This is a genomic window from Corynebacterium sp. MSK019, assembly GCF_030232425.1.
GTDB lineage: Bacteria > Actinomycetota > Actinomycetes > Mycobacteriales > Mycobacteriaceae > Corynebacterium > Corynebacterium jeikeium_D.
Window position 1 is genome coordinate 142,039 of sequence record NZ_JASPJT010000001.1, and the last position, 12,175, is coordinate 154,213.

Consider the following 12,175-nt stretch of genomic DNA (forward strand, 5'->3'; position numbering starts at 1 on the left):
CGGTAGCCGACAGCGCAATTTTCTATACAGAATCCTGCCTCTGGACTCCAGGGGGACAAAGAATTTCCTAGCACTAGCCCTGGGAACTTTCCTGCACAGCGAACCGACTAATCCCCTGACGTGTTTTGCAGCCACCGGCTCATCAACAGGCCATGCCCTTGTTACCCCATGGCCTGACACCGAATCAGCTCTGGCGGCTCCACTAATACATGTCTAAATTCTCCCCATTTACGGGGCGATTGAGCCAAGAATTCATCCCACTTATTTAGGAGTTTTTCGTGCCTCAGAATGCACAGCGACACCATTTCCCCTTTTTCCGTGGGCTCGCAGTAGCGTCGGCAAGCGCCGCACTAACCCTCGCCTTCCCTGCCATTGCATCCGCACATGTGCATGCAACCCCGTCGTCTGCCCCGATTGGCGGCTACGCGGATCTGGCTTTCGGGGTCGGCCATGGCTGCGACGGTTCGCCGACGACGAAGGTCGAGTTCACCATCCCGGAGGAGTTCGAAAAGGTTACGCCGAACGTGAACGCGAACTGGGATGTCACCAAGGAGTCGACCGGCTCTGGCAAGAATGAAAAGGTGCAGAAGGTCATCTACACCGCAAAGACTCCACTGCCGTCGGACCTGAAGGATTCTCTGACGCTCAGCGTGAAGGTGGCTGATGACGCAAAGCCGTCGACAGTTGAGGTGCCGACGCTGCAAACCTGTGAAAAGGGTTCGATGAACTGGGCTGAAAAGGACCACGATAGTGACTACCCGGTTCCAACTGTGGAGCTGATTGAGAAGTCGGAAGACAATGAACATAGCCACGGCCACGACCACAGCCACAACCATGGCACCAGCGAGACAAACCACGGCGATAGCCGCTCAGACGACGTGGAGCATTCCGCAGCTGCTACCAGCGAGGATTCGAGCAGCACGCTTGGCGGCTGGGGCCTGGGGCTCGGCCTCGTGGGCGCGCTGACCGGTATTGCCGCATTGGTAGTTTCACTGCGTAAGCGAGGTTAAGACCACAGGCGGATTGCCACTCGGGAATCCGCCTTCACCGCGGCACTGCCGCCCATGCCTTCACAGAGCTCACCCCATGCGAGCACATAGAGCCGGCCGATCTTGACAATGCACGCCGGAGGATAATCCGTGCTGTCGGCTCGTCGTTTCGGTCGACGCAGTGAACGGACAATGCAAAGCTCTCAAACAATGACGGCTGAATCACGCATCTAGGCTCGGATTGAGTTAGGCGAAGCTTTATGGCGTATTCGAAAACCGTTCGAAGGCAGTGGGAGGATTACACTGGCAAAACAGCAAAAACTCGAGCTGGGAACCCCGTCCCATCCTTTGGCTTCGGCCAGGAGGCAACCACGAGAGCCCCCGTTTCCGGCACCTGGTCGAGCCCAGCCAGAAGTTCAATCTGCCATCGGTCACGCCCTAATAGATAGAGTTCCGTCGGCAAGCTGCCACCATGAGCCACGATGCCGGGGTCCGTATCAGTGGTCTCGTGCCCAATCGCCACAACGCCACGGTTGTCTATCAACCATTCGACAACCTCAACGTTCCATCCTGGGTAGTGAGTCACGCCCTCTTCATCCGCATTGGCCATTGCCTCAGCGTCAGGCCACCGCTTTGACCAGTCACTGCGAAATGCGACAAATGCACCGCCCGGAATCAAACCATTGCGTTCCTCCCACGCCTCGACATCAGCAATCGAAGGGGAGAAATCATTATCCCGAGCGACTTCAGCAGTGAAATCTAGGACGACCAAAGGCAGGATCATCTGCTCGACGCCAATATTGTCAAGAGTTCTCGTCTCTTGGACGAAATGCACAGGCGGATCCACATGCGTACCCCACTGGCCAACAAACTGATACTGGTCGATTTCAAATCCATGCTCAGCAACGGTGAAAAGCCGTGTTCGCTGTTCGTCGGGAAGCGCAGGGAATTTCGGCTGACCGGCGTGAAACGCGTGAGTCAAGTCAACATAGGTGTGGTTTTCCCGAAGCTTGCGAGCAATGTCCCATAGTTCGTGCGTGTTTGCGGTGTTCTTGTTCGACATAAAGCGAAGTATATAGACAAAGCTGTCTAGTTAGCCAATATGGCCACCGGCACATCGAGCACTAAAAGACACCAACTCGCCCCACCCTGCACCTATCAGCTCAAACAGCCTGACGACACCCGCTACCGCAGGTACCCTCGCATACAGGAAAGACTTTTCAAGCCGCAGCCACGTTCTTCAGATTTTGGAATTGCGGGCTACATACACAACTTTCACCAAACTCAAGCCATCCCAAAGGAGTATCTAATGACCACCTACGAAAACATCCTTACCGAAACCCGAGGTCGCGTCGGCATTATCACCCTGAACCGCCCGAAGGCACTGAACGCCCTGAACCACAAGACCATGGAAGAGATCGGCGCAGCAGCCACCGCTTTCGACAACGACTCGGGAATCGGCGCGATTATCATCACCGGCTCCGAGAAGGCGTTTGCCGCAGGTGCGGACATTAAGGAGATGGCGGACAAGTCCGGCACCGAGATGTATGCCTCTGACTGGTTCGCACGTTGGGATGTTCTGACTTCCGTCCGCACTCCAGTTATCGCCGCCGTCAACGGCTACGCCCTGGGCGGTGGCTGCGAGGTCGCTATGATGGCGGACTTCATCATCGCTGGCGCTAAGGCCAAGTTCGGTCAGCCTGAGGTCAACCTCGGCATCTCTCCGGGCATGGGCGGCTCGCAGCGTCTCACCCGCGCAATCGGCAAGGCTAAGGCAATGGAGATGTGCCTCACCGGCCGCATGATGGGTGCCGAGGAAGCTGAGTGCGCAGGTCTGGTCGCCCGCGTCGTCGAGCCGGACGCGCTTCTCGACGAGGCCCTGAAAGTCGCCGACACCATTGCGTCGAAGTCTCTGGTTGCCACTACCCAGATTAAGGAACAGATCAACCAGGCCTACGAAATGACGCTGTCGCAGGGACTGCTCTTTGAGCGTCGCACCTTCCACTCCCTGTTCTCCTCCAATGACCAGAAGGAAGGCATGGCCGCTTTCACTGAAAAGCGCGAGGCAAACTTCACCAATTCCTAGAAACTGCTAGTTCACAGTCGACGGGACTGCCAGCCACAGAGCCGAGTTGTCGGCGGCAGCATAGGTGTCTCGTGCACGCGGTGTGTGCGTTGGAGAAGTCACAATGACAGCAGCACGAACGCCACGGGCTCCCGATCCTGCAAGGTATGCAGTGCCTGCCGCGTTTTCAACGGTGGAGTCTGAGTTTGTTTCCATCGTGATTCGTCGCTTCCACACTCCCATAGATGCAAGCGCATCACGCATGTACTCAGCCTCAGTCTGGCAGCCCGGCTGAGTACGACCACCCGTGACGACGACCGGGTTAAGCGGATGACGCAGCGCCAGCGAACGTGCAGTTTCCAATCGGGACGTCAACACAGCAGGAGCACTGCAGTCGGGATTGAGACGGGCCCCGAGCACAATAATCGGCACCTGAGGATCAAGTAACGCAGTCTCCGCAGCTGCACGTCCGACCGGGGAAACCACCACTGGAGTCGCAAGCGAGCTATTGAACGCCTTGACTGCGACTGCACTGACCGGATTGGCGTTTGCCACTGCGCCCGAGCCAAAGACCGCACTCGCAGTAAGAATAAGGCCAGCTCCAGCCATAGCGATTGCACGGAAAGATCGCGCCATTAAAGTCCCTCTCAAGAAAAGTGGCACGGAAAAATCCATACCCCACATGCCATTTAGAATCAGGCGGATAAATCCGCAGTATCACGCCGCTAATACTAGGCGCTACACAAAATGGCGCCTACATAAGAATTACGCGGGGGTGGCCAGGCACTCTCTTCGCCACCAAAATAGCACGCCGCCTACCAGGTAAATTGCGGACGTAGAGGCTTTTAAATCCACTTGGGATTCATAAAAGTGAGTTACATTTAATGACTTTTTCGTTAACTGCCAGCAAATCCCGGGATCCAATAGCAAATTATCCACCAAAACACAGGTACAGAAGTCACTATTGTTATTTAAGTTAAGGATGTAACGCATGTGAATAGATGTCCGCTTCAGTCAATCTTCAAAAATCAACACGCCACCGAACATCTTCTCCACCTCGCAACACAGCCCCACCCCTGCACTCCAGCACTACCCCCACAATGCGTCCGCAAAACATCGAATCGACAACACTCGACAACTACATACACGCAACTCCGCCGCCACTTCCGCCTACAAATGCGTGACGACGAAAGTGCCGCGCGCCGTCGTCAAGCGAAGGCGTCAACCCCCTCGAACCCCTCTCGAATAAAACAACGATTTTTTTGCGTAATTCGTCAAATAACCGCTGGTTACACCGTGTATCGATGAATTCAGCACTATTTTGCACATTAGTTAGGTAAGCGTCCGCGGCTCGTGATAGAACTCACAAGAGAACTATTTTCACTCAGCCATCACCCTGGCTGAGCCAGCCTAGAAGGAACATTATGAGCGTGCTCAACCTCGCCGCGGCGACGGCTGACACGGCGATTCCGGAATCTACCGGATTCACCGTCGCAGTCGGCGTTATTGGCGTCCTGTTGTCCCTGCCCTGCTGGTTCATCTTTATTAAGGGATTCACCCATATGGTGAAGACCATCATGGTGGGCCAAAAGACGTACGGTCACACCGGTGAATGGGGAACCCGTATTTGGACCATGATCCGAGAGATCGTCGGTCACACCAAGATGGCCAAGAAGCCCGGCGTTGCTGTGGCTCACTGGTTCGTCATGGTGGGCTTCCTCCTCGGTTCCCTAGTGTGGTTCGAGGCGTACATTCAGACCTTCTGGCCAGCCGGTGGTTGGCCAATCCTCAGGAATCTGACCGCCTGGCACTTCATCGACGAACTGCTCGGCCTGGGCACCACCCTGGGCATCCTGGCACTGATTCTCGTCCGCCAGACCAACCTGGGCAAGGAGCGTCTGAGCCGCTTCTACGGATCCAACGCCAAGGCTGCCTACTTCGTTGAGGCCGTCGTCCTCATCGAGGGCCTGGGCATGATGTTCGTCAAGGCTGCCAAGCTGGCTACCTACGGCGACCACGGTCACACTGGCGCCGAGGTCTGGACCTGGGCGAACTTCGTCACCGGTGGTATCGCACAGATTCTGCCGGCCTCCGAAGTCATGGTGTCCATCTTCGCGCTGATTAAGCTGCTGTCCGGTATGGTCTGGCTCTTCGTTGTTGGCCGCAACCTCACTTGGGGTGTCGCATGGCACCGCTTCCTGGCGTTCGCCAACATCCTGCTCAAGCGCAACGCTGACGGCTACAACGCCCTCGCTGGGGCTAAGCCGATGACCTCTAACGGCGAGATCCTGAACCTGGAAGAGGCTGACCCGGAGGTTGACTCCATGGGCACCGGCGTGGTTACCGACCACTCCTGGAAGGCTCTGCTGGACTTCACCTCTTGTACCGAGTGTGGTCGCTGCCAGGAGCAGTGCCCGGCCTGGAACACTTCCAAGCCGCTGTCCCCGAAGCTGCTGGTTAACCAGCTGCGTGACCACGCTTACGCTTCTGCCCCGTACCTGTTGGCTGGCGAGACCATCGAAACCGCTCGCGAGGGCGAAGGCGCTGGCGCAGCACTCCTGACCAAGCCGCTGGTTGGCGACGGCGATGAGGGCATCATCGACCAGGACGTCCTGTGGTCCTGCACCAACTGTGGCGCCTGTGTCGAGCAGTGTCCGGTTGACATTGAGCACATCGACCACATCGTCGATATGCGTCGTTACCAGGTTCTGGTCGAGTCGGACTTCCCGACCGAGCTGGCTGGCCTGTTCAAGAACCTTGAAACCAAGGGCAACCCGTGGGGCCAGAACGCTTCCACTCGCGCCGACTGGATCAATGAGGTCCGCAAGGAAGGCGTCGTTGTCCCGATTTGGGGCGAGGATGTCGAGAGCTTCGACGACACCGAGTACCTGTTCTGGGTCGGTTGTGCCGGTGCCTACGACGACAATGCGAAGAAGACCACCAAGGCTGTTGCAGAGATGCTTTACACCGCCGGTGTGAAGTACGCTGTGCTCTCCCAGGCTGAGGGTTGTACTGGTGACTCCGCTCGCCGTGCTGGTAACGAGTTCCTCTTCCAGATGTTGGCTGAGCAGAACATCGAGCAGCTCGACGAGGTCTTCGACGGTGTGCCGCCGAAGCAGCGCAAGATTGTCGTCACCTGTGCGCACTGCTTCAACACCTTCAAGAACGAGTACCCGGAGCTGGGCGGACAGTACGAAGTTGTCCACCACACCCAGCTGCTGAACAAGCTGGTTCGTGCTAACCGCCTGCAGCCGGTTGCTTCGGGTCAGGGCCGCCAGGTCACCTACCACGACCCATGCTTCCTGGGCCGCCACAACAAGGTATTCGAGGCTCCGCGTGAACTGATTGGCGCGTCCGGCGCCAACCTCGTCGAAATGCCGCGTAATAAGAACACCGGCTTCTGCTGTGGTGCTGGTGGCGCTCGCATGTGGATGGAAGAGACCATCGGTCAGCGCATCAACGTAAACCGCACCGAAGAGGCTGTCGGAACCGGCGCTGAGGCAATTGCCATCGGCTGCCCGTTCTGTAAGACGATGATGAACGATGGCGTCAACAACGTCATCGAGGACGACGAGAAGAAGCCGGAGGTCCTGGACATCGCCCAGATGCTCCGCGACTCCGTGAAGGTCGACGGCGAGCTGCCGCAGGCACGCGAACCGGAGTGGATTGAGCAGCCGGAGCGTGGCTGGGTCGATCCAAAGAAGGCTGAAGAGGAAGAGCGTCAGCGCCTCGAGGAAGAGGAAGCTAAGCGCAAGAAGGCTGAGGCTGCCGAGAAGAAGAAGGCAGAGAAGGCATCCGCTGCCGGCGCTGGTGCCGCAGCTGCTGGTGCTGCTGCAGGCGCTGCTGCCAAGGGTGGCGCTCCGACTCCGGGTGGTGCTCCGAAGCCGGGTGGCGCCAAGGGCGGCGCACCGACCCCAGGTGGTGCCAAGAAGGGCGCTCCAGCTCCAGGCGGTGCTCCAAAGCCAGGCGGTGCCAAGGCCGGCGCACCAACTCCGGGTGGCGCCAAGAAGGGTGCTCCTGCTCCGGGTGGCGCTCCGAAGCCAGGCGGTGCCAAGGCCGGCGCACCGGTTCCAGGTGGTGCAAAGGGCGGCGCCCCGACCCCAGGCGGTGCCAAGAAGGGTGCTCCAGCTCCGGGCGGCGCTCCGAAGCCAGGCGGTGCCAAGGGCGGTGCCCCGGTTCCAGGCGGCGCTAAGAAGGGCGCTCCAGTTCCGGGCGGCGCCAAGGCCGCTAAACCGGCCGCGCAGGCAGAGCCAGCAGCTGCAGAAACCGAAGCTCCGACTGAGGCTCCGAAGGCAACGAAGGGCGCTCCGATTCCGGGTGGCGCACGCAAGGGCGCTCCGGTTCCGGGTGGCGCTAAGAAGGCAGCTCCGGCCGCGAAGCCGAAGGCCGAGAAAACCGCTCCCGCCGAGGAAGCCGCTGCTGAAGTAGCGGCCACCGAGTCCGAGCAGCCAGCAGCTGAGCAGCCGAAGACCGCATCCGGTGCTCCGGTTCCGGGCGGCGCACGCAAGGGCGCTCCAATCCCGGGTGGCGCACGCAAGGCCAAGCCAGTCGCTAGCACCCCTGCCCCGGCAGCAGAGGAAACCGAAGCTCAGGAGGCTCCTGCTCAGCCAGAGGCAGAGCAGGCTCCGGCGCAACCAGAGGTTACCGAACAGCAGTCGGCGGAAGATGCCACCTCCACCGAGCAGGCCACTGAGACCCCAGCCGAGGAGACGCAGGCGCCGTCGGCAAGCGCTAAGAACCTTCCGCGCAACCAGCACGGAGTTCCGCTGCCAGGATCGGCGCGACGTAAGTAGCGCTCGCTAAGTAAGCAGGAATCCGCCCGAGAGGTTATTCTTCCCGGGCGGATTTTTTGTGCTTTACGACGATCCCTGCGCCACGGCATTAATCATGCAAATGGCACTCTCAACCGCACTGACAATATATTGATTACTGCATATTGATTACTGCATCCCGTTAGAGATGACCGCGTTGTGGTGTGGAAAGAGGTCTTGGCGTAGTGATTAAGAAATCGCTGTCACAGATAAGGGACTTTCTGAGGACTCCAGGGTCAGTGGAGATGGTCATTGCGCTGGTTCTCACGGCTCTCGATGCGCTAATTTTCCGCGAGAGCAACTCTGATCTGTTGTTGCCGACCATTATCGGTGGCCTTCAGGTCATTCTTGTTGCAGTGGCGACCTATCTGCCACTTTTTGCCATGGTGGTTGTCCCAGCGAATTTCTTGGCATTGACTTTCCTTCCCACAGAGCAGGCTCCAATGCAGATTTTCTGCGCGCTTCTCATCGTGGAAGTGATGCGTGCTAACAACAACAAGATGCCGGCGAGAATCACTGCGTTGCTCTTGTTGGTGATCTCAAACTACGACGTCAACACAAGTACTTTCGCACGTGACCATGTCGCGACCTTTGTGACAACACTGCTTTTTGTAATTTCCTACGCCATCGGCATGATGCGCAGTCGCTACAAAGAACAACGCCGGCGGGCAACGATTGAATCTAACCGCGCTCTGGAAGAGCAACGCCTTGAGTTGGCGACCGTACTGCACGACTCCACTGCCAAGTCCTTTACTCGCGTAACCATGCTGGCGCAGGCGCTCGCCATCGAGCGAGAAGGGACCGATGAAAAACTTGAAGAATCCCTGGAGGACATCGCAGAGACCTCCCGAGAAGGCCTGCTACAGCTTCGCCAGTTGCTTTCATTGCTGAAATCAGCTGACGACGAGAGTTCTTTGACCTCCGCTATCGGCCAGGATGAGCGAGTTCCCAGCATGAGCAGGGTGCTTCAACAGGCCAAGGATGAACTGCAGGAAGCTGGGTTTAACGTTTCGCTGGCCACGAAGATTGAAACCGAGCCCTCTTTGACGCAGATTTCAGAGGTTATCTCGCCGGCGCTGTCGGAGTTCTGCACGAACATTCAGAAGTACGGCGAACCGCAAACGAACGTTCACATTCTGGCGCTGAGCAATGAGGAAGATGGCTTCACGGTCGACATCAGCAATCAGATATCGAAGGCGCTACCGCATTTTCTGCCGCGGGCGATGCTCTCGAGCGGTTTGGGGCTTTCCTCACTGCATCGGCGAGTGCGACCGTGGGACGGTTCCATCACGTCAGAACGAGAAGGAAATGTGTGGAATTGCAAACTCCACATGCCACCTACCAACCAGTAGGTTACGCTAGCGTAAGATTGATGTAGTAGCCGCCTGTGACGAAGATATCTCTCGAAAAGTCCTGGTTAGCGTAGTAATATCACACGATGACAGATATTGTTCGGTTTTTATAACTTCTATGAAAGGTTCGCGGATGTCTGACATTAAGGTTCTCATTGTCGACGACGACCCACTCGTACTCTCGACGCTGCGAACCTATTTCAAGAAGGCACCGCATATCACCGTGGTCGATGAAGCCAGCGATGGCCACGAGGCTCTCAACATTATTGCCCGTGGTGGCGTTGACGTAGTTTTGACCGATATTCATATGCCCAACATGGACGGCGTTGAGCTACTTGAGCGCATTAAGAAGGTGGAGAATCCACCGAAATTCATCGCTATCACCTCATTTGATACCGATGAAACAATGCTGAAAATCTTGAGTCTCGGCGGAAATGGCTACATTCTCAAAACTGCCCGCCCGGAATCTGTCATTGGCACAGTTGAAGATGTCTTCCAGGGTGGCACCGTCATCTCGCCGATTTCTGCGACTCGGCTGATTAAAACTCTGCCGTCCCGCAACATTTCCTCGTACAAGATCACTCAAGCCGAGCGAGAGGTTCTCGGCCTAATCTGCCGCGGTAAGTCAAACCACGACATCGCCAAGGAACTCGGCAAGTCGCCGGGCACTATCAAGAAGCACCTCTCCAGCATGTTCAATAAGTTTGGAGCTACCTCTCGCCTGGACCTGGCGCTGAAAGCAATAGACGCAGGCTTCCACCCGCCGGCATCCGCTGCCGCAGAATAACCAGGGGCTCTGAGATTTGGCCGGTTAGCGGCTCTGAATTGAGCCTTTGCAGGCCCGAGATAGATAGCAAAAAGGGGCATATTCACTTTCGCGAATATGCCCCTTTTACCCGTGCTGAGTGTGGAGAGAGAACTGTGTAACTACTGGATCGTCACCTCGACATGTCGCTCGCGCGGAGCCACACCGAAGTAGCTGCGCCCAATTGGCTCCCACGTCTTCGAGTTGGCGTTGCAGCGAACTGTCTGTCCGGCGAACTCGTCAACCAGGAATCCCCAGCTCAGACGACCAGTTTCACCCTTGCGCACTTCGTATGGTCCGATCTTCTGCCCGAGGCTCCAAACCATCTCTCGGGAGTATTCCCAGGAGTACTTGCGGTTGAGCTCCTTGCTGACCTTCACACTGACAGAGATATTGGTCCACCACTTCTTGGTCTTGGACTCCTTGATGGTCTGCGTCAGCGGAATCGGCTCATCACCGATGTCATTCTTCGTAGAAACAACGCCCTCAACGTCGTAGCGAGAGCCGGTGATTTCCACGAACTCAGCCACCGAACCCGGAGCTTCACAAGTGGTTCCCGGTGCCGGACCGCGGTCAACTGCCGCCGGCTTGGGCACTGGTACCCACTCCTCCGGCGCGAACGGTTCACCGGCTCCTGGATTCGGGGCGGCCACCGCTGTCGGAGCACCGAGTCCGAGCGCAAAGACCGTCGTCAAGCACATGGCGACAACACGCTTTTTCATAACTGCTCCTAGTCGTTAATCGTGGCGGATGCCGGGCCGCCGTCACCGGAGTTACCGCTGACAGGCGCCCACTGCTGACGGTGCTCGCCCTCCTTGGTGGTCTTGTGCCAGACCACGAAGCGAGTCGACGGCCCCTTGCCGTTGTACTCACCGAAGTAGGGCTCACCGCGCCACAGGCCGGTCTTCTGGTCACAGGTGCGAACACGGCCAATGAAGGACTTCATGTGCACGCCGTAGTCTGCGCGAACAGTCTCACCGGGGTTGACGGTCACCGGGCCCAGCTTGTCGCCAACCGACCACTGACTGACCTCGACGATGCCGTACTTGTTCTTCACCCCGTGGAGGAACACGTCCCACATATTTCCGGAGCTCATGGCCTTCACAGACTCGTTGACTCCCTCTGTCACCTCGAGGGTGTACTGAATCGGGCGGTCAGTGCGGTTGGTGAATGAGTTAGTGCCGTTGTAGCGGTCCCATTCGTCGGTAATCCACTGTTCCCAGGGGTGACGCTTGGCATCCTTGACCGGGTCACATTTATCCGTATTGGTGAAACCGGTGTGGTGCTCATCCTGGTCGGGGGTCTGGGTCAGCGGGGTCGCCGCGACCTGTCCGACGATGCCTGGCGCAAGAAGACTTGCACCCATCACCGCGCAGGCCAGGGCCTTCTTTTTCAGGCTCAACATGGAGAAACTTCCTTCTACTTCGAGGCTTTAGGGGCTCTGGCCGCCTTAAACGGCGTACTCCTTGACCTGCGGAGCAGCACCGTCGACGGAGCGATCAGCTTCGTTGGCGCGCATGGAAACGCGAATGTGACGCTCCTTCGGGATGGTGCCCCAGTACGGACGACCCGCGTCAATCCACTTTCCGCCCTTACAGGTCAGGTGAGTACCTTCGAAGGACTGATTCAGGAAGCCATACTCCAGAACACCGGTGTAGCCAGGCTTGACTGGGTACGGGCCGAGGGTCTGGCCAACTTCCCAGGTCTGAGTGGACTGGTAGCCGGCACTGAAGGTGACGTGGAAGAGCTTGAGCAGATCAAAGTCGACCGAACCGCCGACGTTCCAGGACTTGGTCTTGCCTTCCTTCAGGGTCTGGGTCAGCGGCAGGTCGGTGTCGCCGTAGTTAGCGACAGTCGCAGTACCTTCGACCTCGAACTTCGAGCCGGTGATCTTCAGGGACTGGCCGGACTGGCCTTCAACGGAGCAGGTGCCACCGACGGTACCCGGGGTAGGGGCTGGGGCAGCTTCGGCCATCGGGGCGACAGCCAGCGAGGACATGGTAACCAGGGCTGCAATGGAGCCGGAGAGCAGGGTCTTCTTCACGGCGAAATCCTTTCAGGATGTGACGAGCAACTCGTAAGGAAATACTTGAACTGACACCTGCAAAGGTAAGTCGAAATTCAGCGTTTTGTAATGGAAAATTTTCGACGCG

At 57.7% G+C, this 12,175-nt stretch carries 10 protein-coding genes; 5 read left to right on the forward strand and 5 right to left on the reverse strand.

The genetic code is table 11. The features are described 5' to 3' along the window. Positions 1-278 precede the first annotated feature (278 nt). Positions 279-1,010, forward strand: coding sequence for a YcnI family protein (locus QP982_RS00610; RefSeq protein WP_049171733.1), 732 nt, complete (start codon positions 279-281; stop codon positions 1,008-1,010). A 277-nt stretch (positions 1,011-1,287) separates the two neighbouring features. Here QP982_RS00610 and QP982_RS00615 read toward each other — a convergent pair whose 3' ends face one another. Further along, a complete protein-coding gene (locus QP982_RS00615) occupies positions 1,288-2,052 on the reverse strand; it encodes a cyclase family protein (protein WP_049171735.1) in 765 nt (254 codons plus the stop codon). 246 nt (positions 2,053-2,298) lie between these two features. On the opposite strand from QP982_RS00615, the gene QP982_RS00620 reads away from it, so the two are divergent. Further along, positions 2,299-3,075 carry an enoyl-CoA hydratase gene (locus tag QP982_RS00620; protein ID WP_070605318.1) on the forward strand — a complete coding sequence of 259 codons (777 nt, stop codon included), beginning with the start codon at positions 2,299-2,301 and terminating at the stop codon, positions 3,073-3,075. Positions 3,076-3,081: 6 nt separating this feature from the next. Here QP982_RS00620 and QP982_RS00625 read toward each other — a convergent pair whose 3' ends face one another. Continuing rightward, on the reverse strand, positions 3,082-3,690 hold the full coding sequence (locus tag QP982_RS00625) for a YdcF family protein (protein ID WP_049193757.1): 609 nt from the start codon (positions 3,688-3,690) through the stop codon (positions 3,082-3,084). Between the two features lie 788 nt (positions 3,691-4,478). On the opposite strand from QP982_RS00625, the gene QP982_RS00630 reads away from it, so the two are divergent. The 3 genes from QP982_RS00630 to QP982_RS00640 all read left to right on the forward strand — a co-directional run bounded on the left by QP982_RS00630 (position 4,479) and on the right by QP982_RS00640 (position 10,004). Then, entirely contained in the window at positions 4,479-7,847 is a 3,369-nt protein-coding gene (locus QP982_RS00630; protein ID WP_284870058.1) for a (Fe-S)-binding protein, read from the forward strand. Between the two features lie 263 nt (positions 7,848-8,110). Further along, positions 8,111-9,217, forward strand: a complete 1,107-nt coding sequence (locus QP982_RS00635) for a histidine kinase (protein ID WP_284870100.1) — start codon at positions 8,111-8,113, stop codon at positions 9,215-9,217. Positions 9,218-9,350: 133 nt separating this feature from the next. Next, positions 9,351-10,004: a response regulator transcription factor gene (locus QP982_RS00640; RefSeq protein WP_016421571.1), complete on the forward strand. Its 654-nt coding sequence runs from the start codon at positions 9,351-9,353 to the stop codon at positions 10,002-10,004. Positions 10,005-10,144: 140 nt separating this feature from the next. On the opposite strand, the gene QP982_RS00645 is transcribed toward QP982_RS00640, so the two are convergent. Genes QP982_RS00645 through QP982_RS00655 form a run of 3 tightly spaced genes read right to left on the reverse strand, consistent with a single transcriptional unit; the run spans position 10,145 to position 12,066 of the window. Then, positions 10,145-10,744 (reverse strand): hypothetical protein, encoded by a 600-nt coding sequence (locus QP982_RS00645; protein ID WP_005511781.1) that lies wholly within the window; start codon positions 10,742-10,744, stop codon positions 10,145-10,147. Between the two features lie 8 nt (positions 10,745-10,752). Next, positions 10,753-11,427: a hypothetical protein gene (locus QP982_RS00650; RefSeq protein ID WP_016421573.1), complete on the reverse strand. Its 675-nt coding sequence runs from the start codon at positions 11,425-11,427 to the stop codon at positions 10,753-10,755. A gap of 45 nt (positions 11,428-11,472) precedes the next feature. Next, on the reverse strand, positions 11,473-12,066 hold the full coding sequence (locus QP982_RS00655; protein WP_016421574.1) for a hypothetical protein: 594 nt from the start codon (positions 12,064-12,066) through the stop codon (positions 11,473-11,475). Positions 12,067-12,175 lie beyond the last annotated feature (109 nt).

Coding starts and splice junctions, on each gene's coding strand:
- QP982_RS00615 (WP_049171735.1), bottom strand. CDS start 2,052: ATGTCGAACAAGAACACCGCAAACACGCACGAACTATGGGACATTGCT.
- QP982_RS00620 (WP_070605318.1), top strand. CDS start 2,299: ATGACCACCTACGAAAACATCCTTACCGAAACCCGAGGTCGCGTCGGC.
- QP982_RS00625 (WP_049193757.1), bottom strand. CDS start 3,690: ATGGCGCGATCTTTCCGTGCAATCGCTATGGCTGGAGCTGGCCTTATT.
- QP982_RS00630 (WP_284870058.1), top strand. CDS start 4,479: ATGAGCGTGCTCAACCTCGCCGCGGCGACGGCTGACACGGCGATTCCG.
- QP982_RS00635 (WP_284870100.1), top strand. CDS start 8,111: ATGGTCATTGCGCTGGTTCTCACGGCTCTCGATGCGCTAATTTTCCGC.
- QP982_RS00640 (WP_016421571.1), top strand. CDS start 9,351: ATGTCTGACATTAAGGTTCTCATTGTCGACGACGACCCACTCGTACTC.
- QP982_RS00645 (WP_005511781.1), bottom strand. CDS start 10,744: ATGAAAAAGCGTGTTGTCGCCATGTGCTTGACGACGGTCTTTGCGCTC.
- QP982_RS00650 (WP_016421573.1), bottom strand. CDS start 11,427: ATGTTGAGCCTGAAAAAGAAGGCCCTGGCCTGCGCGGTGATGGGTGCA.